This is a genomic window from Vibrio sp. AK197, assembly GCF_053903115.1.
This window is the reverse complement of record NZ_CP096430.1, coordinates 1,297,032-1,321,011: the sequence shown is the minus strand read 5'-3', so window position 1 is coordinate 1,321,011 and position 23,980 is coordinate 1,297,032. Positions and strand designations below refer to the sequence as shown.

General features: G+C 44.5%; 26 protein-coding genes, 1 riboswitch and 1 other annotated feature. Of the genes, 5 read left to right on the top strand and 21 right to left on the bottom strand.

Going from position 1 to position 23,980, the window contains the following annotated elements; all coding sequences use genetic code 11:
- Nucleotides 1-19: 19 nt before the first annotated feature.
- The 10 genes from M1D72_RS13350 to M1D72_RS13305 form a co-directional block, all read right to left on the bottom strand.
- Nucleotides 20-766 (bottom strand): YebC/PmpR family DNA-binding transcriptional regulator, encoded by a 747-nt coding sequence (locus M1D72_RS13350; RefSeq protein WP_390190277.1) that lies wholly within the window; start codon nt 764-766, stop codon nt 20-22.
- Nucleotides 767-882: 116 nt separating this feature from the next.
- Entirely contained in the window at nt 883-1,515 is a 633-nt protein-coding gene (gene hisIE, locus M1D72_RS13345; protein WP_390190278.1) for a bifunctional phosphoribosyl-AMP cyclohydrolase/phosphoribosyl-ATP diphosphatase HisIE, read from the bottom strand.
- The gene (gene hisF / locus M1D72_RS13340) at nt 1,512-2,285 is read right to left on the bottom strand and encodes an imidazole glycerol phosphate synthase subunit HisF (protein ID WP_456297198.1); all 774 of its coding nucleotides are present in this window, start codon (nt 2,283-2,285) and stop codon (nt 1,512-1,514) included. The genes hisIE and hisF overlap by 4 nt, the downstream gene beginning before the upstream one ends.
- Nucleotides 2,267-3,004, bottom strand: coding sequence for a 1-(5-phosphoribosyl)-5-[(5-phosphoribosylamino)methylideneamino]imidazole-4-carboxamide isomerase (gene hisA, locus M1D72_RS13335; protein ID WP_390190280.1), 738 nt, complete (start codon nt 3,002-3,004; stop codon nt 2,267-2,269). The genes hisF and hisA overlap by 19 nt, the downstream gene beginning before the upstream one ends.
- Before the next feature lie 12 nt (nt 3,005-3,016).
- The gene (hisH, locus tag M1D72_RS13330; RefSeq protein WP_456297197.1) at nt 3,017-3,637 is read right to left on the bottom strand and encodes an imidazole glycerol phosphate synthase subunit HisH; all 621 of its coding nucleotides are present in this window, start codon (nt 3,635-3,637) and stop codon (nt 3,017-3,019) included.
- Nucleotides 3,637-4,710, bottom strand: a complete 1,074-nt coding sequence (hisB, locus tag M1D72_RS13325) for a bifunctional histidinol-phosphatase/imidazoleglycerol-phosphate dehydratase HisB (RefSeq protein ID WP_456297196.1) — start codon at nt 4,708-4,710, stop codon at nt 3,637-3,639. Before hisB ends, hisH begins: the two co-directional genes overlap by 1 nt.
- Nucleotides 4,711-4,762: 52 nt before the next feature.
- Entirely contained in the window at nt 4,763-5,803 is a 1,041-nt protein-coding gene (gene hisC / locus M1D72_RS13320; protein ID WP_456297195.1) for a histidinol-phosphate transaminase, read from the bottom strand.
- Nucleotides 5,803-7,101 (bottom strand): histidinol dehydrogenase, encoded by a 1,299-nt coding sequence (gene hisD / locus M1D72_RS13315; RefSeq protein WP_456297194.1) that lies wholly within the window; start codon nt 7,099-7,101, stop codon nt 5,803-5,805. The genes hisC and hisD overlap by 1 nt, the downstream gene beginning before the upstream one ends.
- 4 nt (nt 7,102-7,105) lie before the next feature.
- Nucleotides 7,106-8,005 carry an ATP phosphoribosyltransferase gene (hisG, locus tag M1D72_RS13310; RefSeq protein ID WP_456297193.1) on the bottom strand — a complete coding sequence of 300 codons (900 nt, stop codon included), beginning with the start codon at nt 8,003-8,005 and terminating at the stop codon, nt 7,106-7,108.
- 45 nt (nt 8,006-8,050) lie between these two features.
- Nucleotides 8,051-8,185 (bottom strand) — a sequence feature (His leader region).
- Between the two features lie 182 nt (nt 8,186-8,367).
- Nucleotides 8,368-9,966, bottom strand: coding sequence for a Na+/H+ antiporter NhaC family protein (locus tag M1D72_RS13305; RefSeq protein WP_390190287.1), 1,599 nt, complete (start codon nt 9,964-9,966; stop codon nt 8,368-8,370).
- Between the two features lie 111 nt (nt 9,967-10,077).
- A riboswitch (Lysine riboswitch) is annotated at nt 10,078-10,258 on the bottom strand.
- Between the two features lie 466 nt (nt 10,259-10,724).
- On the opposite strand from M1D72_RS13305, the gene M1D72_RS13300 reads away from it, so the two are divergent.
- Nucleotides 10,725-11,144 carry an H-NS family histone-like protein gene (locus M1D72_RS13300; protein WP_390190288.1) on the top strand — a complete coding sequence of 140 codons (420 nt, stop codon included), beginning with the start codon at nt 10,725-10,727 and terminating at the stop codon, nt 11,142-11,144.
- 69 nt (nt 11,145-11,213) lie between these two features.
- On the opposite strand, the gene M1D72_RS13295 is transcribed toward M1D72_RS13300, so the two are convergent.
- Both M1D72_RS13295 and M1D72_RS13290 read right to left on the bottom strand, forming a co-directional pair.
- Nucleotides 11,214-12,518: an inosine/guanosine kinase gene (locus tag M1D72_RS13295; RefSeq protein ID WP_390190289.1), complete on the bottom strand. Its 1,305-nt coding sequence runs from the start codon at nt 12,516-12,518 to the stop codon at nt 11,214-11,216.
- Nucleotides 12,519-12,617: 99 nt separating this feature from the next.
- Nucleotides 12,618-12,884, bottom strand: coding sequence for a hypothetical protein (locus M1D72_RS13290; protein ID WP_390190290.1), 267 nt, complete (start codon nt 12,882-12,884; stop codon nt 12,618-12,620).
- 171 nt (nt 12,885-13,055) lie between these two features.
- On the opposite strand from M1D72_RS13290, the gene mnmA reads away from it, so the two are divergent.
- The 3 genes from mnmA to purB all read left to right on the top strand — a co-directional run bounded on the left by mnmA (nt 13,056) and on the right by purB (nt 16,329).
- Nucleotides 13,056-14,165 carry a tRNA 2-thiouridine(34) synthase MnmA gene (gene mnmA, locus M1D72_RS13285; RefSeq protein ID WP_390190292.1) on the top strand — a complete coding sequence of 370 codons (1,110 nt, stop codon included), beginning with the start codon at nt 13,056-13,058 and terminating at the stop codon, nt 14,163-14,165.
- A 34-nt stretch (nt 14,166-14,199) separates the two neighbouring features.
- Nucleotides 14,200-14,817: a high frequency lysogenization protein HflD gene (hflD, locus tag M1D72_RS13280; protein ID WP_390190293.1), complete on the top strand. Its 618-nt coding sequence runs from the start codon at nt 14,200-14,202 to the stop codon at nt 14,815-14,817.
- A 141-nt stretch (nt 14,818-14,958) separates the two neighbouring features.
- Nucleotides 14,959-16,329 (top strand): adenylosuccinate lyase, encoded by a 1,371-nt coding sequence (gene purB / locus M1D72_RS13275; RefSeq protein WP_390190294.1) that lies wholly within the window; start codon nt 14,959-14,961, stop codon nt 16,327-16,329.
- A 69-nt stretch (nt 16,330-16,398) separates the two neighbouring features.
- On the opposite strand, the gene M1D72_RS13270 is transcribed toward purB, so the two are convergent.
- From M1D72_RS13270 to htpX, 9 genes are all read right to left on the bottom strand, one after another.
- The gene (locus M1D72_RS13270; protein WP_456297192.1) at nt 16,399-16,926 is read right to left on the bottom strand and encodes a DUF3833 domain-containing protein; all 528 of its coding nucleotides are present in this window, start codon (nt 16,924-16,926) and stop codon (nt 16,399-16,401) included.
- Nucleotides 16,923-17,495: a chalcone isomerase family protein gene (locus M1D72_RS13265; RefSeq protein WP_456297191.1), complete on the bottom strand. Its 573-nt coding sequence runs from the start codon at nt 17,493-17,495 to the stop codon at nt 16,923-16,925. Before M1D72_RS13265 ends, M1D72_RS13270 begins: the two co-directional genes overlap by 4 nt.
- Nucleotides 17,473-17,967 (bottom strand): DUF2878 domain-containing protein, encoded by a 495-nt coding sequence (locus M1D72_RS13260; RefSeq protein ID WP_456297190.1) that lies wholly within the window; start codon nt 17,965-17,967, stop codon nt 17,473-17,475. Before M1D72_RS13260 ends, M1D72_RS13265 begins: the two co-directional genes overlap by 23 nt.
- Nucleotides 17,968-17,979: 12 nt before the next feature.
- A complete protein-coding gene (locus M1D72_RS13255) occupies nt 17,980-19,227 on the bottom strand; it encodes a class I SAM-dependent methyltransferase (protein WP_456297189.1) in 1,248 nt (415 codons plus the stop codon).
- A gap of 10 nt (nt 19,228-19,237) precedes the next feature.
- On the bottom strand, nt 19,238-20,014 hold the full coding sequence (locus M1D72_RS13250; protein ID WP_456297188.1) for a DUF1365 domain-containing protein: 777 nt from the start codon (nt 20,012-20,014) through the stop codon (nt 19,238-19,240).
- Nucleotides 20,014-21,291 carry an NAD(P)/FAD-dependent oxidoreductase gene (locus tag M1D72_RS13245; protein ID WP_456297187.1) on the bottom strand — a complete coding sequence of 426 codons (1,278 nt, stop codon included), beginning with the start codon at nt 21,289-21,291 and terminating at the stop codon, nt 20,014-20,016. Before M1D72_RS13245 ends, M1D72_RS13250 begins: the two co-directional genes overlap by 1 nt.
- A 10-nt stretch (nt 21,292-21,301) precedes the next feature.
- Complete coding sequence (locus M1D72_RS13240) at nt 21,302-22,033, bottom strand: SDR family NAD(P)-dependent oxidoreductase (RefSeq protein ID WP_456297186.1); 732 nt, start codon at nt 22,031-22,033, stop codon at nt 21,302-21,304.
- The gene (locus tag M1D72_RS13235; RefSeq protein ID WP_456297185.1) at nt 22,030-22,449 is read right to left on the bottom strand and encodes a nuclear transport factor 2 family protein; all 420 of its coding nucleotides are present in this window, start codon (nt 22,447-22,449) and stop codon (nt 22,030-22,032) included. The genes M1D72_RS13240 and M1D72_RS13235 overlap by 4 nt, the downstream gene beginning before the upstream one ends.
- 180 nt (nt 22,450-22,629) lie before the next feature.
- Nucleotides 22,630-23,496: a protease HtpX gene (gene htpX, locus M1D72_RS13230; protein ID WP_390190311.1), complete on the bottom strand. Its 867-nt coding sequence runs from the start codon at nt 23,494-23,496 to the stop codon at nt 22,630-22,632.
- 266 nt (nt 23,497-23,762) lie between these two features.
- On the opposite strand from htpX, the gene M1D72_RS13225 reads away from it, so the two are divergent.
- Nucleotides 23,763-23,930, top strand: coding sequence for a hypothetical protein (locus tag M1D72_RS13225; protein WP_456297184.1), 168 nt, complete (start codon nt 23,763-23,765; stop codon nt 23,928-23,930).
- The last annotated feature ends 50 nt before the right edge of the window (nt 23,931-23,980 follow it).

Here is a 23,980-nt window from a genome sequence, read left to right as displayed (position 1 = left end):
CCGCTGAGGATGGCTTAGATTATTCAAGTGTTGCTGCCACTTCGTCAGAAATATCGCCGTTATGGTAAACTTCTTGAACATCATCAAGGTCTTCAAGTGCATCAATCAAACGCAGTAACTTGGGTGCAGTATCCGCATCCAATTCGGCTTTAGTTGAAGGAATCAACGACACTTCAGCGTTATCTGCCTCAAAACCCGCCTTATCGAGCGCATCTTTAACAATGCCAAACTCGGCTGGCTCAGAGTAAACATCAATCGAACCGTCCTCTGCCGTTTCAATATCCTCGGCGCCGCTTTCCAAAGCCACTTCCATCACTTCGTCTTCACTAAGGCCTGGCGCGTAGGAGATCACCCCTTTCTTATCAAATAAGTAGTTTACGCTGCCGTCTGTCCCTAGGTTGCCTCCCGCTTTAGAGAATGCATGCCGCACACCAGACACAGTGCGATTGCGGTTATCCGTCATGCATTCCACCATCACGGCGGTGCCACCGGGGCCGTAACCTTCATAGATGACGGTTTCCATATTGTCATCCCCTTCACCACCAGCGCCACGAGACACGGCGCGATTGATGGTATCGCGTGTCATGTTGTTGGAAAGCGCTTTATCAATAGCGGCGCGTAGCCGAGGGTTATTTTCAACATCGCCGCCACTCTCTTTTGCCGCAACCACGATCTCACGAATTAATTTGGTGAAGATTTTGCCGCGCTTGGCATCTTGTGCGGCTTTGCGATGGCGAATATTCGCCCATTTACTGTGACCTGCCATATAAAAACCTCTATATAAAATACTGGTGGACAATAAAAAGCAAAAAAGCCGTAAGAACATCACTTCTCACAGCTTTTCAAACAATGCCTGTTAGTTTACCACAGGTGTCAAGCGTTCTATTTGTGACGCTCTTTTAGCTTGTTGATCACGTCATTCATTGACAGCCCTTGATCTTGCAGTAACACCAGAAGGTGGTAAATCAAATCAGCGGATTCGCTCACGACCTCCGCCTTGTCACCCGACGTTGCCGCAAGCGCGACTTCAACACCTTCTTCGCCCACTTTCTGCGAAATACGTTTGGTGCCACGGGCGTACAAACTGGCAGTATAAGAGGATTCAGGGTCTGCATTTTTACGCTCACCAAGCAGTTGTTCCAATTGGTGAAGCCACACCATTTGTGACTCATCCTGTTTGTCCGCATCCCAACAGGTTGTGGTCCCTGTATGGCAAGTCGGCCCGACAGGATTAACCTTAATTAGCAACGTGTCGTTGTCACAATCTAGGGAGATATTTTTTAGTTCAAGCACATTGCCCGACGTTTCACCTTTAGTCCACAAACGCTGCTTACTACGGGAGAAAAAAGTAACTTGGCCCGTCTGCTGCGTTTTACTCAGTGCTTCAGGGTTCATGTAGCCCATCATTAGCACTTGGCTAGACTGATAATCTTGAACAATAGCAGGCACTAAGCCGTCCACTTTTTCCCAATCAATTCGTTCTTCCAGTGCCTCTACAACCGCTTCTGCACTCATAATCTTACCTCGACGCCCTGTTGTTTTAGGTACTGTTTTAATTCACCAATATTAATGATCTGTTTATGAAAGACGGAAGCCGCTAAGGCACCGTCAACATTGGCTTGTTGGAACGCGTCTGTAAAGTGTTCCATTGCGCCAGCGCCGCCAGATGCAATCAAAGGAACGCCACAGACCTCACGTACCATATTTAATTGGTTCAGATCGTAACCATTACGCACGCCATCCTGATTCATCATGTTCAAGACAATTTCTCCAGCACCGCGTTTTTGAACTTCTTTTACCCAATCTGCTGTCTGCCATTGAGTGGCTTTGGTGCGCGTTTCATCACCTGTAAATTGATAAACTTGGTATTGGTCTGTTTCTTTATCAAAATAAGAGTCGATACCGACGACAATACACTGCACACCAAATTTATCGGCCAACTCGGTAATCAATTCTGGGTTGGCTAACGCTGGTGAGTTAATCGAGACCTTATCTGCGCCAAACTCCAAAATACGCGATGCATCTTCTGCCGTTTTAATGCCACCCGCGACGCAAAAAGGAATATCAATCACCTCAGCAACACGTGACACCCAGCTTTTATCGACCACACGTCCATCACTCGATGCCGTGATGTCATAAAAGACTAGCTCGTCCGCACCTTCTTCTGCATAGCGTTTGGCCAATGGCACAATATCACCTATGATTTCGTGATTACGAAATTGTACCCCTTTGACCACTTGACCATCACGAACGTCCAAACACGGAATTATGCGTTTTGCCAACATGCGAACGCCTCCTCTGCGGTAAATTTTCCATCGAGCAAAGCTCGGCCAACAATCACACCAGAAACACCAGTATCTTTAAGTGCCGCGATATCTTGTAAGCTGCCAATACCCCCGGATGATTGAAACTTCACTTGTGGGTAGGCTTGGCATAAATCTCGATACAATTCGACGTTTGAGCCGTTTAATGTGCCATCGCGAGAAATATCGGTACATAGGACATGCTGGAGACCCACGGTAAGGTAGTCATCAAGCAAAGCCTCTATTGTTACCCCGGAATCTTCTTGCCAACCAGAGATGGCGACGTTACGTACGCCCTGAGCATCAATATTGATGTCCAATGCGAGCACAATTTTTTCTGCGCCGTATTTTTCCATCCAACCTTTGACGAGTTCCGGCTGCTTAACGGCTGTTGAGCCAACAACCACACGCTGTGCGCCGGCATCAAGAAGATCGATGACATCTTGCTCACTGCGCACTCCACCGCCAATTTGGATGTTAGCCGGAGTACTAGCAAGTAACGTCGCGATAAGACCCAATTGACGTGCAGTCGTATCTTTAGCTCCCGTCAAATCCACTAGGTGCAACCAGTTTGCTCCTGCTTGGTGGTACAAATTGAACTGCTCGGCCGGGTTCACTTTGTATTCGGTAACTTGACCATAATCGCCTTGATATAAACGCACGACTTGGCCTTCGATTAAATCTAATGCTGGAATAATCACTGAACCATGTCCTTATAATTCCAAAAAGTTTTGAATGAGTTTAGAACCCGCTTTGGAAGAGCGCTCAGGGTGAAATTGCACTCCATAAAAGTTACCGCTTTGTACCGCTGCCGTGAAAGCATTTCCGTAATCGCATTCAGCAATCGTATACTCACCAACAGGCATGGCGTAACTGTGAACAAAGTAGAAATATTCCCCTTGCTCAATATCTTTAAACAAAGGGTGACCAGCCGATGCAACTAAGGTGTTCCATCCCATATGCGGTAATGGAAGATCGCCGGTATCCATCATGCGGACATCACCATCACACAGGCCAAGGCATGGAACTTCTTCTGTGCTTGCTTGCGTTTTCTCTTCTGACAAACGCCCAAGGAGTTGCATACCTAAACAGATGCCCAGCACTGGTTTTTTGATCTGCTTAACCAGCTCAATCAATCCGCGCTCTTCGAGGTTACGCATCGCCTCACTGGCAGTCCCTACTCCTGGTAAAAACAGCTTATCAGCGCTAAGAACCAAGTCAGGATCACGCGATACCACCACGTCATAACCCAAACGCTGAATGGCAAACTTCACCGAGGAAACATTCGCGCAGCCAGTATCAATAATAACGACTTTTTGAGTTTGCTCGCTCATTACAGCACTCCTTTACTGCTCGGCAGTTCGTTACCTTCTACTTTGATCGCTTGACGCAGTGTGCGACCAAATGATTTAAACAAGCTTTCAATAATGTGGTGATCGTTGTCCCCAGCCGAAGAAAGGTGCAACGTACACGCCAGCGTATCGGTTAATGAACGGAAAAAGTGCACAACCATCTCAGTAGAAAAATCACCAACGTGTTCACGGCCAAATTGAGCGTCAAATTTCAAATAAGGACGCCCTGAAAGATCAAGTGCGCACTGGGCAAGACATTCATCCATAGGCAGGCTGAAACCAAAGCGGCCAATACCTCGCTTGTCACCCAGAGCCTCTTTCAAAGCCTGACCAAGCGCCAACGCGGTGTCCTCTACAGTATGGTGATCATCTATATGTAAATCACCTTCCACTTGGCAACTCAGTTGGAAACCGCCATGTGTTGCAATTTGATCAAGCATATGGTCAAAAAAGCCAAGCCCGGTGTGAATTTGATTTCCACCCTGCTCATCGAGATTGACGCTGACGCGAATATCGGTTTCTTTGGTGGTTCGCACCACCTCAGCAACACGTGCATTGACAGTCAATGCCTTAACAATCTCACGCCAGCCCATGGTTTGAGGGTTATATTGAATACCTTCAATCGCCATGTTTTCAGCCAACTGCAAATCCGTGACACGGTCACCGATAACCGCAGACTGCTGGAAATCGACTTTGCCACCTTGAAGATACTCTTTCACTAAACCAAGCTTAGGCTTACGACAGCTGCAGTTATCTTGTTCAAAGTGCGGGCAAATAAGAACATCATCGAATTTGACGCCTTGTGATTCGAAAATCTCCATCATCATATTATGTGGTGCATCGAAATCGGCTTGTGGGTAGCTTTCGGTTCCTAACCCGTCTTGATTTGTGACCATCACTAAGCGATAGCCTTCTGATTGCAGCGTCAAGAGGCTCGGAATGACATACGGCTCTAGTTTTAGCTTATCTAAACGGTCGACTTGAAAATCCACCGGAGGCTCGACAATTAAGGTGCCATCACGGTCGATAAATAGGATTTTTTGTTGCTTGCTCACTCGAACATCCTTTTAAGTTTCACTGAAGCTTCAGCGTATAACGTTTAGTCGGTTATAAATAAAAATTCTTAATAAAACCAATGACTTTTTCGCACTCGGTTTTATTACCAATACTGATGCGAACTCCATTTTCAATCGGAGAGTTGCGCAAAATCATGCCGTTATCCCACGCAGCTTTAAATAAAGCATCACCATCTGCGAATAGCACTAGCAGGTAATTACCCCAGCCTTCACACACCGTAACCCCTTCAATTGTGGACAATGCTTTACTAAGGTACTGACGATTTTGGTTCAATTCCGCAACCTGACTTGCTGCACGTTCCAACCCTTGAGCAGAAAGCGCTTGCTGAGCAATATCAGCCACTGGAATCGGAACCGGATAAGGGGCAATGACTTTTAGCAATACATTAATAATGTCAGGGTTTGCTAAGGTAAATCCGCAGCGTAACCCAGCTAAAGCAAAGGCTTTGGACATGGTGCGTAAAATCGCTAAATTATCGTACTCTTTCAGTAAATCGACGGTCGAAGCTTCAGGGCAAAAATCGATATAGGCTTCATCCATCACCACAATCGCTTTGTCTTTCGTCATTTCAAGCAAGGTGACGATGTCTTCACGTTTGACCAAATTGCCTGTTGGATTATTCGGACTACAAACAAACACTAACTTAACGTTGTCTAGCTGTGCTTCAATCCCTGCGAGATCGAGTTGCCAATCACTGTTCAGTGGCACTGTTTTTCGCTCAACACCAAAAGTTTCCGCGCTGATTGCGTACATACCATAGGTTGGCGGACAATAGAGCACCGCATCTTGTCCGGGTTCACAGTAAGCACGAATTAACAGCTCAATCCCTTCGTCAGCACCACGTGAGGTCAATGTCTGCTCTGGTTTGACGCCAGCATAAGCAGCATAAGCATCAATCAGTGGCTTTGGTTGACACTCACTATAACGATTTAGCCGTGAAATATCTGCGACATAGGCATTATCAAAGGGCGATTCATTGGCGTTAAGCCAAACATCACCACTGCCGCCAATGCGACGTGCTGATAAGTAAGGCGTCAGCTGCTGAACTTGTTTACGAGCAAGCTTTTCCATCACACCTCTCCTTGCATCAGTTTTTCTACGCGAATGGTTACCGCACGTTTATGAGCATCCAAACCTTCCGCTTCCGCCATGGTCACCACGGTTGGGGCTAAGTTTTTCAAGCCATCAGCAGAAAGTTCTTGAACCGTCATCCGTTTGGAAAAGTCAGCTAAGCCAAGGCTTGAATAAGTCCGTGTATAGCCGTACGTTGGCAATACGTGATTGGTACCAGAGGCATAATCCCCGGCCGATTCAGGAGACCAATCCCCCAAGAAAATGGAACCGGCATTATCCAGCAGAGGAAGCAATTCGCGAGGATTTTTGGTTTGAACAATCAAGTGTTCTGGACCGTAATAGTTGGAGATGGAGACAGCTTGCGGTAATGATTCAGCAATAATAATCAAACTCGATGCCAGCGCCTTTTGCGCGATGTCCGCGCGAGAAAGCATCGCAAGCTGAGTTTGTACAGCATCACGCACTTGATCAGCAATCACCGGTGACGGCGTTACCAGCACGACTTGTGAGTCCGGCCCATGTTCTGCTTGGCTTAATAAGTCCGCCGCGATGAAGTCGGGAGTGGCTGTCTCATCCGCAATAACCAAGACTTCTGACGGGCCAGCGGGCATATCGATGGCTGCGCCGCGAAAATCATTACTGACTTGGCGCTTTGCTTCGGTAACATAAGCATTACCAGGGCCAAAGATTTTATCGACTTTACTCACGGTCTCTGTACCATAAGCCATTGCTGCGATCGCTTGACCACCACCCACGTTATACACCTCATCAATACCGCAAAGTTTCGCCACGTAGAGAATTTCATCGGCAATCGGTGGTGGAGAACACAGCACCACCTTACGGCAGCCTGCGATTTTCGCTGGTACGCCCAGCATTAATACGGTGGAAGGAAGTGGCGCACTGCCTCCCGGGATATACAAACCCACTTTTTGAATTGGTCGCGTGGTTTGTTCACACATCACGCCCGGCTGAGTTTCGACTTTAATCGGCTGCGGTTTTTGCGCTTTGTGAAATTTTGCGATATTTGCGTAAGCTTGCTCGAGCGCTTGACGCATAGAGTCACTTAAACGCTCTGACGCTTGCTCAATCTCCTCGCTTGATACGCGAAGCGATGCAGGTTTTACCTTGTCGAACTTCTCAGTTAACTCAGCGAGCGCTTGGTCGCCGTGTTGGCGAACCTGGGTAATGACGTCAGCTACCGCTGCCGTTATATTCGCCCCTTCGGTAATTGCCGGGCGCTCTAAGATTGAGTCTTGTTGTGATTCGCTTAATGATTGCCAAACTACCGTTCTCATCGCCCTACTCCATCATCTTATCAATAGGCAACACTAGAATTGAGCTTGCACCCAGCTCTTTAAGTTGCTCCATGGTTTCCCAAAATAGATTTTCGGTGCTGACTAAATGTACAGCAACTTTTTGTTTTTCAGCGGAGAGCGGTAATACGGTTGGATCTTCAGCTCCTGGCAGCAATGCTTTCACTTGTTCCAGTTTATCAACCGGTGCATGCAGCATAATGTATTTCGATTCTTTTGCTTGTTGTACGCCCTGCATACGGACAAGCAGTTTGCTGATGAGCGCGGTTTTATCGGCATCAAATTCGCCCATGCGTTGAATGAGCGTCGCTTTAGATTTGAAAATGACTTCCGCTTCTTTTAGTCCATTAGCTTCCAGAGTCGCCCCTGTTGATACTAGGTCAGCGATGGCATCAGCAAGCCCGGCGCGAGGCGCTACTTCCACTGAGCCCGTAAGCATACAAGTCGAAAACGGCACGCCCTGCTTATCCATATAAGCTTTAAGTAGTTGTGGGTAAGTGGTTGCAATGCGTTTGCCCGAGAGATCCTGAGGGCCGTTGTACTCTTCGTCTTTATTAATGGCGATAGACAGACGGCAACCACCAAAATCGAGACGACGCAGAGAAACAAACTCACAAGGTTCACCTTGTGCTTTACGCTCTAGGCGAACTTCTTCAAGCTCGTTTTCACCAATAAAGCCGAGGTCAACCACGCCATCCATGATTAGACCTGGAATGTCGTCATCACGAACCAATAGCAAATCAATCGGCATATTTTGAGCGTGAACGACGAGACGCTCACCCATCACGTTAAACTTCACACCGCACTGTTTGAGTAGCGCTTGGCTCTCTTTACTTAGGCGGCCTTTTTTCTGGATGGCAATTCTTAGTCGTTGTTGTGTTTGCATTTATTGGTTCCTTTGCAGAATTTAGTAAAGTTTAAATCAGTAAAAACTAAAAAACCCTTGGAAGTTTGTCTCCCAAGGGTTTGAATCTGTAATCACTTCGATTTCAACCACCGGGAGAGTCCTGCCTCCCGGGTACGCGTACATCGCCCGAAAGACTAGATTGGGTGATGGTGATGATGAATGTTCATTACGAAATTACGCATACTTAATTACTTTGGCTTTTTGAGTTTTTGTGAACTGTGTTCAACACTATCGAAGCTCGGCCTTTTTTTCAACCTTTTATTTTCGTTTTTTTTAATTTGTATAATACAAATTAAAAAGGTGCCGAAGCACCTTTCACTAATAGGATTAAAATCAGACAGTTATAAAGCTTCTAATTTCGCCATTTTGGACTTAGACATCGCAGAAAGTACCAAGCACAAAACAATAAACGCCACGGATGTCGCTGCTAGTGCAAGCATTGGTGAACCAAAGAAACCTAAAACTACAAAGCCAATACATGAAATCAGCGCAACGGATAATGCATAAGGCAACTGAGTGGACACATGATCAATGTGATCACAACGTGCACCGGTTGACGATAAAATTGTCGTGTCTGAAATCGGTGAGCAATGATCGCCAAAAACCGACCCCGCTAATACAGCACTGAGCATTGGTAGCATCATGGCAACATCGGTTGCACCTGCCATATCACCAGCGATAGGAAGCATGATGCCAAACGTTCCCCATGAGGTGCCGGTTGAAAAAGCCATTAACCCAGAGAGCAGGAATAAAATCACAGGTAACCATTGAGTACCAATATTTCCTTGTGCAAGTGTCGACAGGTAGCTACCGGTTTTCATATCACCAATAATGGAACCTATCGTCCAAGCAAAAAGCAAGATCAATATGGCACCAAACATGGACTTCGCACCGACCCAGAGGGTATGTAAAATAGCATTTAGCGCGATTTTTTGCTTGAACACCGTCAATAGTGCGATGGCTAAACCAACAACACCACCATAGATCAGTGATGTACCGACATCAGTATTTTCAAATGCGCCCAAAATATTAAAGCCAAGCCCATCTGAGGCAAGAGCTTGCGCTCCGGTGTACATCATGGCAATGACTGTCGCGACAATAAGGAAGACGATCGGTAACACCAAGTCCGACACTTTGCCATTTTCACTTTCAACAATATCAAGCTCTTCAGTGAGATCGCGCGCTTCCTCACTCACTTCATTCTCTTTATCGTATCCTCGCCCTTGAGACGCAGAAATCTCGTGTTCGCGCATTTTACCAATATCGAGACCAAACCAGGCGACAGCAAACACCATAAGCAATGCAAAGATGGCGTAGAAGTTCATCGGTACAATACGTAAATACGCACCTAGTGCTGAATATTCCGTCACGCCATGCGCAACCAGAATGCCACTGATGATGGTCATGATGTAAGCGCCCCAACTAGATGCGGGCATGATGACGCACATTGGCGCGGCGGTGGAGTCAAGAATATAAGCCAGTTTAGAGCGAGAAACATAAAAGCGGTCAGTCACTGGGCGTGAAATCGCACCAACGGCCAAGCTGTTAAAGTAGTCGTCAATAAAAATAAACACGCCTAGAAAAGCTGCTAGCAGCTTTGAGCCGCGTTTACTTTTTACTCGTGACTGAGCCCATGCAGCAAAAGCGCGTGTGCCGCCAGACAATGCGAGCAAGGCCGTCATCATTCCCAATAGAATCAGAAAACCGACTATACTCATATTCCAGCTATTAATACTACCGTCTTCGATGAACACGGCTTTCACCGTGGTACCGACATAGTGAGCGGTAGAAGAAAGTGTGAATCCCGTGAGCAACAACGCCCCTAAAAGAATCCCCACTCCAAGAGAAAGTAATACACGACGTGTGACAATCGCCAAGCTCAATGCAACCAATGGTGGCAACAAGGACATCGGCGAAGAAGCAAAATCAATTAAATTCATGATCTTCAAAAACCAGTTAGATTGGCTAGAGATCTACTGCAGACAATACGAGATGAAAACAAAACGTCATTGTTGATAATAAGCGAAAGGTAAGCGAATGCTGAACCCACACCCTACAGTAGCGCTCCATAGTTTTAAAATAATAGACTATGGCAGTGGTGCACCTATTCGCTGCACCCCCAGCCTATATCCCTGATAAAGATATAGACTTCGGCGAAAAGACCTTTAACTGTTATTCATTGGCATCACCCCAATAACAGCGACTCTTTCAGTTCGCGCCTCTACCGCTCATGCAAAAGATTATACCTTAGTGCTAGTCAAAAACAGCACAATACAACCCTGCATGAGCATTAGGTGGCGGCCATTTTACTCATTTAGAGAGCTATTGCAACACAACATCCCAAAAGCCGATTTACGTATCGAATCACAATTTAAATAGAGAAATTGCATGTAACACGTAAGTTTATGAGTAAAATGTCATAACAAGAGATTCAAATGAATTAATTCTGAATATCTACGCTAAGGTTAATTATTACATTTTTAAACAAAATATTTGTAAAATAGCTTTCGATAAATATCTATTATAGAAGAATTACTAATCAATATTTTGAACTTTATTAACCCAATTGCAGTCAGATATAGAGATCACAAAATCTGCAAACTCTAAAAAATTTAAATATTATTGACAGTAGAATATTGTATTAGTTAACTTTGCAGATTAATATCTATATATAAACTCAATTCAGTAGGTATGAACAATGTCGGAACTGACAAAAACACTTTTAAATATTCGTAGTCTTCGTGCCTTTGCTCGTGATTTAACAATGGAGCAATTGGAAGAAGCTTTAGATAAACTCACTATTGTTGTTGAAGAACGTAAAGAACAAGAAGAAGCAGAACTTGCTGAAAAAGCAGAGCAAGAAGCAAAACTTGCCGCTATTGCTGAGCAAATTGCTCAAGACGGAATTGATGTAACGGCGTTGATCGATGCATTATCTGGTGAAACAAAAAGTAAAAAATCAAAGTCTAAACGTACTCCTCGTCCAGCAAAATACAAATACGTTGATGCAAATGGACAAGAAAAAACGTGGACAGGACAAGGTCGTACTCCATCAGCTATCCAAGCGCATTTAGATGCGGGTAACTCATTGGACGATTTCCTTATCGAAAAAAATTAATCCGTTGTGATTAAAATTAATTTATAAAAAAGCCTGCATATTGCAGGCTTTTTTGTATCCAATAAACGATTAACGTTCCCAATATGCTTCTTCTAAGCTGTCTTCACGTTCCGGTAACCCTTTAGATAAACGGGGAGAATGTTGAACGAGAACTTCATAACTTGCCCTATTCGCATATTTGCACACTTGTGAAAATGAAGAATAAGTTAAAAAGGTATGCGCATGCTTACTAGAATTTGGCACATTCTCTTTATGATATTTATTCGCAGCCATATCATGCAGTACCGCGGATAATGCTGCGTCACCTGCACCATTCGTATTTTTAATTTTTTCTGGTCCACCCATATATGGAGCAATATGTGAATAGACACGTATTGGATTTTCACACTCTGCTTTAAATACCGGACGGCTAAATTCATAACGATTAAATTCGGCAATACAGCCTGGTAATAATGGCAGTGTCGTTTCACGTTTAGCAGTGTCTTCTGTATAACCTGCCATAAACAAGCCGACAGGCCCAGCAGTACAGAGCACCAGATCAACCCAGTCTAATGCTTTGTCTGAAGCGGCAAGTGGATCAGACTCACCCGTTAATGCTTGCGCTTCATCTTCATTCATCGCAACCACGGAGATATGTTCTTTTAAGAACTTTTGCCAAAATTCAGGATCATCTTGAATAACGAACTTGGTTCCTAACGTTAATACCACAGGCACGTCATATTTCTTGGCATATTCAATCGCGCGCTGCGTTGCAACAGGCATGGGATCGCCTTCTTTACAACGAACCAAATAGGCGGTTAACACCAAAGCCGACGCCGTTTCAAAAATCTTTTCCGGGATGTTGTCTGCATGCAATTGGTTCATTTGCCCTTCACTAATTGCAAAGGTACGTTCGCCATCTTCTGTAATTAACGCAAAGCATCGTCCAATAGCACCATTAACACCTTGTAAATAATTCAAATCCATTCGACTTGATGTATTACATAAATAACGATAACCATAGCTGCCAATTTTTATATCTTGGCTCATGACACCTAATAATGTTGAGCGGTCATCCGCTAATACAGAGTAATTATGCAAGGTATTCCCTATTGTTCCACCTGCATATTCACTAGTAATTAAACCATTATCTTTCAATTCGTTATAAAGAGACTCCGCTTTATCATCATCAATAACAAGTGAATGGCCTTTACTTAAACCGTAACGTTCTATCAAATCCGTACACACTTTGGCTTCAATATCGACCAACGTTTGGTCGATACCAATAATATGGGTACGTGTCATGGTTTTACTTTCTTGTGCCTGACTGATGAGTGGATCACGAGCATGGACAGGAAAATAGTGTTTGGACTTACGTTGGCCAGGAAATTTCATAACGGAGTTTCGATTGTGGTAATGAAGGAAGCCGAATTCTACCGCGCACTATTTAGCGCGGCAATAAAAAGGAAGTATAGCAAACGATTGCCAATAAATTTATTCACCTTCCATAAAAGAAAGGTCTGGAAGTTCATCTAAATGTTCGGCATATCGCTTTAAATTAAACTCGCCATCATTTTTCATCACGTCAAAAACTTCAATCGAGACCGCACAGGCCATCATCGCGATGGCATCTTCACGACTTGTTCCGGTCATCATCAATCGCATTAAGGTTTCTTTCGTCTTTACCGGATTGCCATCAGCCAACTGATTTTCAACAATTTCAATTAATTCTGCTTCTTCAATAAAAGATTGTTCTTGCATTATTTACACTCTTTGTGAATTTCGTGGACAAATTATCACAAGCAAGCTGGGTGTGATATGGCAGCATAGAGTTTTTTCAGCAAATAAAAGTGTGATTAGAGTCCAAGATCTGTCACCTTCAAATGGTTTCTGTTAAAATCTGCGTCCGGTTAAATCAAGTGGTGTTAAGTAATGTCTGATAACAGCCAAAAGAAAGTCATCGTCGGCATGTCGGGCGGTGTTGATTCATCTGTCTCTGCCTATCTTCTTCAACAACAAGGCTACCAAGTAGAAGGCCTGTTTATGAAGAACTGGGAAGAGGATGATAACGAAGAGTATTGTACTGCAGCGGAAGATCTCGCTGATGCTCAGGCTGTGTGCGATAAACTTGGCATCCATCTGCACACAATTAATTTTGCCGCCGAATACTGGGACAACGTATTTGAATACTTCTTGGCAGAATATAAAGCGGGAAGAACGCCAAACCCAGATATCTTGTGTAACAAAGAAATAAAATTTAAGGCGTTCTTAGAGTTCGCGGATGAAGTGCTGGATGCAGATTACATTGCCATGGGCCATTACGTTCGCCGAACCTTTCCTGAGAATGGTGAGCAGCCACAAATGTTACGCGGCCTGGATGGCAATAAGGACCAAAGCTACTTCTTATATACATTGAGTCATCAGCAAATCGCTCGAAGCTTATTTCCCGTCGGTGAATTGGAAAAACCCGAAGTACGACGTATCGCTGAAGAGCAAGGCTTAGTCACAGCGAAGAAGAAAGATTCTACGGGTATTTGTTTTATTGGTGAGCGCAAATTTACCGATTTCTTATCTCGGTATCTCCCAGCTCAGCCGGGTAAAATTGAAACACCAGAAGGGACCGTCATCGGTGAACATCAAGGTTTGATGTACCATACTCTCGGGCAGCGTAAAGGCTTACACATCGGTGGCCAAAAAGGGGGCGGCGGCCATGAAGAACCATGGTATGTTGCGGATAAAGACCTGAAGCGCAATGTATTAATTGCTGTGCAAGGTGCCGATCATCCTTTATTAAAGTCAAATGGATTGATTGCGTCACAACTGCACTGGGTTTCTCGCCAGAGCGTGACCGAACCGATGCGTTGCACAGTAAAAACACGCTATCGTCAAACGGATATTCCTTGTACCATTACGCCAATCGACGCGGACAACATCAAAGTCACCTTTGATGAGCCTCAAGTGGCTGTAACACCTGGACAATCTGCGGTATTTTACGCCGATGATGTCTGCCTGGGTGGTGGTATCATTGAGCAGCGTATATAAGTTTTTTTGACGACAAATTTAAGGAGTAGATTACGTGGCCAACACATTGTATGACCGTACCATTGCATTTGCTGGCATTTGCCAAGCAGTCGCTCTTGTTCAACAAGTAGCAAAAGACGGTCATTGTGATGACAGTGCGTTTGAAACTTCACTCAAAGCGGTACTCAACACCAACCCAAGCAGTACACTCAACGTTTACGGTCGTGAGTCAGATTTAAAGCTTGGGCTTGAATGCTTGGTGAAAGGAATTGATAGCACGCCGTCAGGCAGCGAAATTACGCGTTACATCATTAGCCTCATGGCACTAGAGCGAAAACTGGCGGGTCGTAATGACGCGATGTCTCAGTTGGGCGATCGTTTGCAAATGCTTGAACGACAAGTCGAACACTTTGACCTCATGGACGAGCAAATGCTGAGCAACCTTGCCAGCGTGTACCTTGATGTGATCAGCCCGATTGGACCTAGAATTCAGGTAACAGGTACGCCTTCAGTATTACAGCAAACAACGAATCAGCATAAGGTTCGCGCCCTGCTTTTATCTGGAATTCGTAGCGCGGTCCTTTGGCGTCAAGTGGGAGGGCGCCGCCGTCACTTGATTTTTGGCCGTAAAAAAATGGTCGAACAGGCTCAGATTCTTTTAGCTAGGCTATAACTGCAAGCTCGCGTCCATCGCGAGCTTGTTTTTTTTGACGAAAACAAATTTAACGCAAACGTTTGCGCAATCTTCGTGACAATTACTCAAGTTATTGGTATAACGCTCACGAAATTTAGAAACTCAATTCAGGAGAACATCATGGAACTGTCAGCATTGACTGCTGTTTCACCAGTAGACGGCCGTTATGGAAGTAAGACGATTGCTTTACGCGAAATTTTCAGTGAATACGGTCTGCTCAAATACCGCACTATCGTTGAAATTCGTTGGTTACAAAAGCTTGCGGCTACTGCTGAAATTCCAGAAGTGCCAGCGTTCAGCGCAGAAGCAAACCAATTTCTAGACACTTTGGCTGCCAATTTTTCTGAGCAAGATGCCCAGCGTATCAAGGATATTGAACGTACGACAAACCATGACGTCAAAGCGGTTGAATACTTTCTCAAAGAAAAAGTAGCTGACGTTCCTGAGCTTCATGCAGTGAATGAGTTTTTCCATTTTGCATGTACTTCTGAAGACATTAATAACACGTCTCACGCTTTAATGTTAAAAGAAGCACGTGAACACGTTATTCTTCCAGAGATTCGCAAACTAATTGATGCCATCAAAGCATTGGCTGTCGAATATCGTGATATTCCACTGCTTTCTCGGACCCACGGTCAGCCAGCTTCACCATCGACCATGGGTAAAGAGATGGCAAACGTTGCTTACCGTATGGAACGCCAATATAAACAGATCGAAAATATTGAGATTCTAGCGAAAATCAATGGTGCGGTCGGTAACTATAATGCGCATCTTTCTGCGTACCCTGAGCTTGATTGGCACAAATTCAGTGAAGAATTTGTGACCCAATCTCTTGAGGTGACTTGGAACCCGTACACCACACAAATCGAACCACACGATTATATTGCTGAATTGTTCGATGCCGTTGCACGCTTCAACACCATCCTCATTGATTTTGACCGTGATATCTGGGGCTACATTGCACTGGGACACTTCAAACAAAAAACCATCGCCGGTGAAATTGGCTCGTCAACGATGCCGCATAAAGTCAATCCGATCGACTTTGAAAACTCAGAAGGTAATCTTGGTCTTGCAAACGCCGTATTTGGTCACCTCGCGCAAAAACTGCCTATCTCACGTTGGCAGCGCGACCTAACTGATTCGACTGTACTTCGTAACCTAGGGGTTGGTGTAGGCTATGCGGTTATCGCATACACCTCGACTCTTAAAGGTATCAGTAAGTTAGAAGTTAACCGAGAGGCACTTTTGGCGGAACTTGATAAAAACTGGGAAGTGCTTGCTGAGCCAGTTCAAACCGTAATGCGTCGTTACGGCATCGAGAAGCCTTATGAAAAATTGAAAGAGCTTACCCGTGGTAAACGTGTTGATGGTGAAGCAATGCGCCAATTCATTGATGGGCTAGCACTCCCTGAAGAAGAGAAAGCGCGTCTAAAACTCATGACGCCAGCAAATTACATTGGTCAAGCGATTGAGTTAACCGACAAACTGTAATTTTCTTACTCGCTCACGTTATTACTACTAAAAAGGCTCTTCCACTGCAGAGCCTTTTTCTTCGGTCAATTATTGCTTTTCAAAAAACAGCGTGACTCGCCCAACTTCAACACCCAATTTGGTTATCGACGTTAGGTTAAAAACACGTTTACTGTCTTGTCGATAGAGCCAATCATCAAAGGTCACTTCAACGTTAGTGCCATCAACCGCCAATTCAAAGTCATATTTCCATTGTAACGCGTTGCCGACTTCTCGCCCTTTTGCCTCACCAATAATATCGTCCGCATAGCCAGTGTAATATCCTTCACCTTCTCGACTAATGGTCCATACCCGGTTGTCAGTTTCACCGTCATCATAAGTGAAGTCCTCGTTTAAAGTCAGAGTGTCCCCTCTCACGCTGCCCTCAATGACAACGGTGAACCGCCTCGCTTGTTTGTTGCGATAATCCTGAACCATTCCCCAAGCGTGTACTTCACCATCAAAATAGGAGAACAAATCGAAACGCGGAGCTAGGGTTTGATATTCGTCGATGTCTGCAGAACATGCACTTATAAGCGTCGCGACAACGATAATCCAAAAGCCTTTCAACAATCTCATTTTTGCTCTCCTATTAGCTGTTTACGTAATTTGGGATAGGTGGTATTCGGAGATAACCAAATCGATAAAAAGGCCTGGCTAAGCTCTTGATTATCAATGTCCCCTACGGACTCTTGAGCTTGATTCTTGGGCTTAAAAATGAAATGCCCATACTTGCCTTGGGAGAGATAGGTCAATGTGTCTCCCGGCTCGACATCTGGAAAGATGCCTTCAAGAACGGGTATCCAACTTGACACTTGTTGTTGATTAAAACCTAATTTTTGCCACTGCTCTGCTGTCGCCTCAAGTAACTTCGTCGAGGATATGTCTCGCAGATAAGTAATAGAAAGAGCGAGAGGTTCATTTAACCCCTGAGGTAGATATTTTCCTGAAGGAGTGAACAGCGTTGAGCGATAAATATCAAACACAAAAACCGACAATTCAGCTTCACCGACCATGGGCCAGCCCTGCCAACCCTCAATATTATTGCGGTCTTTCTGTATGCTCGGGGGCGAGCTAAGCGCTATCGGTACGATAAAGAAAACGGCACAAAGTATGATACCAAACTTAGCGAATACTCCTTTGTTCACGATAAATCACCTTTAAAATCACTAGCATGATAAGAGACCATTCAATAAACAGTGCCGACAAAGACACGGATAGTGAATGGGGTAAGGCAACCGCCTCTAACTTATAGCCAGCAAAATAACTCGATGCTCCTAACAGGCCGCCGATCGGGATCAACAACCAAGAAGAAAAAGGTCTAAGCGCTGGCACTAGGTTATACGCATACCAAGCAAAAATGAACCAAAGAGAAATTAACCAAGTGGGCAAAAATTCAGAATCAAAAGACAGAAGATGAGTACGCATGTTGATCCAATCAACGGCAATACCAAGAAACCCGAGTATAAACAGCCTTTCTAATGGAATAGATTGTTTTAAAAGCACATAAAGGTAGGTAGCGATGACACATAACATAAGCCACCACTGCGTTTGCTCTTGGCCAATAACCGCCAGAAACCAAAGCAATTGAAACCAAATTGACATTGTCAGCAAACGCATGGAGCAACTCCTTTAACGAGCTTGGAAAGTCATTTGTACGGTACTGATACTACGTGCTAAAAAGCCACCTTCACAGTAGCAAAAGTAATACCGCCACATGCGAATAAAACGCTCATCATAACCTAACTCTCGCACTTTATTTTCCTGCAACGTAAAACGTTGATGCCAATGGTGCAAGGTTTTAGCGTAATCCAACCCCATATCATGCAAATTACGCACGACTAAATCGGTCTGTTTAGCGGTTGCAAACGTTAATGCAGAAACTGACGGTAAAAAGCCACCTGGGAAAATGTATTTTTGGATAAAGTCGACATTACGGCTGTATTCTTCATAGCGGGAATCAACAATAGTGATGGCTTGTAGCGCCATCAAACCTTGTGGCTTAAGCAATTGACGACACTTGATAATAAAAGAGTCCAAATACGCTTTGCCGACTGCCTCAATCATTTCGATCGACACCAATTTATCAAACTGCCCTTCGAGGAGCCGATAGTCTTTTTTCAATAAAGTGATCTTTTCATTCAGACCTAGTGCATTAATTTTGCTCTGTGCGTAAGCAAACTGTTCATCAGAAATGGTCGTGGTTGTCACTCGACATCCGTATTGCTGCGCCATGTAGATGGCCATTGCCCCCCATCCCGTACCAATTTCAATAACATGATCAGTCGGTTGTAGCTCAAGTTGTTTGCACAACCTATCCATTTTTTGAATTTGTGCCGCTTCAAGGGTATCTTGCTCTGATGCAAACAGAGCCGATGAGTAAAGCATATTTTCATCGAGGAACGTTTCGTAAAGCGAGTTTCCTAAGTCGTAATGGGCATGGATATTCTTTTTGGAATTGTCCAAGGTATTACGTTTCAACCAGTGCCCTAATTTTAGCGCCAACTTACTAAACCAGCTCACACGCTGCTCGATTTGATCAAGCGCATTAAGATTTTGTGCCATGAGATTCATTACAGCGGTTAAATCAGGGCTGTCCCACCACCCATCCATATACGCTTCACTGGCGGCGACACTGCCACCTCTTAAAAACCGGGCGTACAGGCTTGGATGGTGAATCTCTACCTTTGCATCAAGACTCTGCTCTAACGATTGCTGACCAAAAACTCGTACACGGTCATCAATACCCCCAAAAGTTTCTATAACAGTAAGCCGCCCAATGGCTATCTGCTCAAGGTAGCGAAAAATCCAATTGCGGGCTGTCTGTTCAACCTTTGAAGCTTGCGAAAAATCCAATGCTGCACTTTGCGTTTCCAACATACCAGCTCTCCTATTGCTTATTCTTTTTCTGCTCAGCGCTTGAATCATCATTCGAACCGGGGTGTGAATACACCGGAGCACCTTTAACCCATAGTTTTAACGCATGCCAATAAATACCAGTGACAACTTTTAGTGCCATGAGCGGCGTTCTGACCAGCTTTTTGATTAAATTTTTGGAGGTAAAAGCATGTGGCTTCATCGATAAAGTCGCATCAAACTGCTTTTCTCCACGCTGGCAGCTCAAATGAACCTTAACACCGAGAGATAATGGTTTTACACGCCATTGGTACTGCTGATCGATAGGGTTAAATGGCGACACGTGAAATGCTTTGCCATGGATAAAATTATCGGCTTTCTCTGCCGGTACCACGTAATAGTGCCGCTCGTTCCAAGGTGTATTACTCACTTCCGCGAGTAGGTAGCGCCAATTTTCTTCGTGATCGTAAACATAATAAAAATTGACGGGACTAAAATACAACCCCAAGTAGCGTAAATGTATAACGGCTTTGACACGGCCTTGAAACGTTTCTCCTGTTAAATCGGTCACTTTGTCCAGCACCGCTTGTTTAAGATCGCCTTCTCCCACGTAATCTTCTCGCCGGAATCGTGCCCAATGCCACCATCGACGACCAAAGCCCCAAACTTGCTTCTCTAAGGTATCTATTTGGTCTAAATCGATGCATGGCATAAACAGCGGCACATTGAGTTGATGCTCTACCGGGATAAATCTTCTGTGACGTACACTGCCATCCATTATCCAACTTTCAGCTTCATCTGAGTGTTGCATCAAGCCGCTCCTTTGTGATCCAGCGTCACGGCTTTTTGTTCTATTTCACGTACGACATCTAGCGCACTTCGAACCCCATCTTCATGAAATCCGTTATACCAATAGGCGCCACAGAACCAAGTCCCATGATGTCCGTTAATTTTTTCTCGTTGCTGTTGGGCATCGAGTGTCTGCTGCGTAAACACGGGGTGATCATAACTAAATTCAGCAATAATCTTACTTTCATCAATCGCCTGGCGACTGTTGAGTGATACACAAAAGGTCACTGGTGCATCAATATGTTGCAATATATTCATGTTGTATGTCAGCGTTGGTTTCGAATCAAATTCGTCCTCGCTCCCCGACATTCGATAATTCCATGCAGCCCAAGCGGCCTTGCGTTTTGGCAACAGCGCTTGATCTTTATGAAGAATTACCTCATTTTTCTGATACTTAAGCTGCGAAAGCACGTTCCTCTCGTTATTCGATGCATCCTGCAATAACCCTAAAGCTTGATCACTATGACATGCAAAGATAACGTCATCGAAGTGTTCTATCTTTCCTTTACTTTCAATATGCACGCCAACATTGTCACGCCACACGCGATCCACCGGAGAATTCAATCGAATATTATCGGAAAAGCCTTGTGTTAGCGGACCGATGTAGTTTCGTGAACCACCCTCAATCACTCGCCATTGGGGTCGGTCGACGATATCAAGCAAGCCATGGTTGAGAAAAAATCGAGTAAAAAAGTGCAACGGAAAAGCGCGCATATCGGCCAGCGTGGATGACCAAATCGCGGCTCCCATAGGTAAAATGTAGTTTTCGCAAAAATAGTCACTGAACTTATGCGTCGCTAAAAAAGCGCCTAGTGTCTGGTGGTGGTCGTTGTCTTTTGTCGCTTGTTTAGCCAATTTATTAAAGCGCAGAATTTCATAAATAAATGAATAGAATTTAGGGTTGAGCCAATTCCGCTTTTGAGCAAATAATGTCGTAATGGTATGGCCATTGTATTCGAGCCCGTGCTTGGCATTAGTGACACTAAAACTCATTTCTGTGGCTTTTCCAGAAACACCAATCTCATCCATCAAAGCAATAAAATGGGGGTAAGTTTTATCGTTGTACACAATAAATCCGGTGTCGACCGCATACTGCTGCCCTTTATGCTCTACATCAATGGTCGCAGTATGTCCTCCAACGTAAGACCCCGCTTCGAACACAGTGACCTGATGCCGCTTATGTAAGTAGTAACCGCATGTGAGACCTGAAATCCCCGAACCTATAATGGCAATTCTCATCTTGTTATCCTTATTTATTCGAGCCCATTAGTTTGTTAATTAATCCGTGCTGTAGGCGATAAGGCAAAAGTGTCATGACGCGCAATAAACCGGTAAAACGACGAGGAAAGTAGATGGTTTCTTTCCCCTTAGCTAAACCAACACGTATCGATTGAGAAGCCTGTTCGACCGATATCATCATTGGCATGTCAAAGTCGTTTTTATCGGTGAGCGGCGTTTTAACGAATCCGGGAAAAATCAGCGACACTTGGATGCCTTTTGGTTGCCAATCAAGCTTTAAAGAGCGAACCAGATAACTGACGGCGGCTTTTGAGGCGCCATAAGCGCCAGCCCGAGGTAACGCTAATTCACTGGCAATAGAGCCGACGACGCCCACTTGTACGCCGGCATAAAAATGAGGCTGAGCCGCTTCAAGGCAGTAAGTGAGGCCGAGAAAGTTAATTGAAAAGACCCGCTCGATTAACAGGCTATCGACGATCCCTTCGTCGAGATATTCACAATCACCGGCGTTAAAAATCCATAAATTTGGCTTGGGGTCAATGTGAGAAAACGAATCGATCACCTGCTGGCGTTGAGTTAAATCACATTGCAACGACTTGATTTGAGGTGAGAACTGCTCAAGTTGATGAAGCGCCTCTTGATTGCGACCGCAGGCAGTCACCCTCCACCCCTGCTGAGCATAGTCTCGAGCTAACTGCCAACCGATGCCCGACGTCGCTCCGGTTATCACAACATGATTCATTGGCCTAACCTCGCTTTGATCACCTTGATGACCTTACCCAGAACGGGCAAGTGTTCGTACAACATCTCTCCTAGGTCAAAATAATCCCGATGATAAATCACCCTGCCATCTTGGAACTTCATATGGCTAATACCTTTAACTCGTATTAATTGACCGGATTTCAACTTAGGATGCTGAAGTTCCATGGTCCATGTCAGAAAGCCATCTTCACCGACTTGATGTTGTTCTTTGATATCAAATTGGCAATGCTCGACATTTTTATACAACGTTGTGAAATACTGCGCCAAATTTTGCCAACCTTCTAAACGATGAGCGGCGTCTTCAAAGATGACATTTTGGTGATATACCGTTTCTAGAGAAGCCAAATTATGCTTGTTCAGCTGTTTATAAACGTCACCAACGGCATTAATATCCATGCTTACCACCTTGTACAAAAATAAACTACGTACAACTATCAAAGACTCTAGGAGATAAACCAAAGGACGACAAGCGCCCTCTGATTAACTCTCGTTACTTTTATCTGTTACGTAAATAATTGGTAGCTGGATCAAAAAAGGCTTGGTAAAAACCAAGCCTTTTCAGTTAATTAAATGTTACTAAAGATTTCTTAACGCTTGGATGCGTTTATCTAAGGGCGGGTGGCTCATAAGAAGTTCAGTGAGAGAACGCTTACCGTTAATACCGAACGCCATCATCGATCCTTCGAGCTGAGACTCTTGGCTCATCTTTAATCGCTCGAGCGCTGCGATCATTTTTTGCTTACCGACCAATTGCGCAGATCCGGCATCAGCGTGGAATTCCCGATGACGGCTATACCACATTGTGATGAAGCTCGCTAGGAAGCCAAACACCAACTCCAACACTGTTGAAATCGCAAAATACACCATCCAATTCGTGCCGCCCCCTTCTTCATCACGATTATTCGATGCCACCAAATTAGCAACCACACGTGATAAAAAGATAACAAAAGTATTCACCACACCCTGTAACAGCGTCATCGTTACCATGTCACCATTAGCAATATGACTGACCTCATGGGCAAGGACCGCTTCTGCCTCATCACGAGTCATGTTATGCAGCAGCCCGCTAGAGACGGCAACTAACGAGTCATCTCGCTTGGCGCCGGTGGCAAAAGCGTTGATATCTGGTGAATCATAAATAGCGACAGTCGGCATACCAATACCCGCTTGTTGAGCTTGACGAGACACGGTTTGCACTAGCCAGTGCTCAGTTTCGTTGCGTGGACTTTCAATGACCATCCCTCCAACAGAGCGTAAAGCCATGCTCTTGGACATCAATAATGAAATGAATGAACCACCAAATCCAAAGAGCGCTGCCATAACTAATAGACCGGAGAGACTTCCAGGCTGAAGGCCTGTTGTCGCGTAGACAATATTTAAAACAATACTCAGCACGAACACCACGGCTAGGTTCGTCGCTAAAAACAGCAAAACTCGTTTCATTCTTCCACTCCAAAGGGAACTAGGTATAAAACATCTCAGATTAACGGGTTGTTAACCTTATTTAGACTTCTTCTATAGATATAGTCTAAGTTTTTTTAAAACAAGGTTAAGCGATAAATTGCAACATTTATTTACTGACACCAATTAGTTATCTAACGCCAAAGCGACCGCTTTGCATTGAATTAGACTTTGGTCTTATTGTGAGTCCTTTGAAAACGGGTATAGTCGATTTTGTAGACAGAATCAGGTAATAAAAGGAATGTATCATGGTAGAACAAAACAACTATCAGATGGCGATAGATTTACTGTGCTGCCACCTAGGCTTAAGTGAAGAAGAAGCGAAAAAGCAACTGGGACTCTCAGACCCCCAACCGTCTCATCAAACTATGACAGAGTCGCACCATGCTTTATTAGGATTCAACCTCGAAAAATAACAGAATCCAAGCCGTTAAAAAGAGCTGCCATTTGGCAGCTCTTTTTTTGC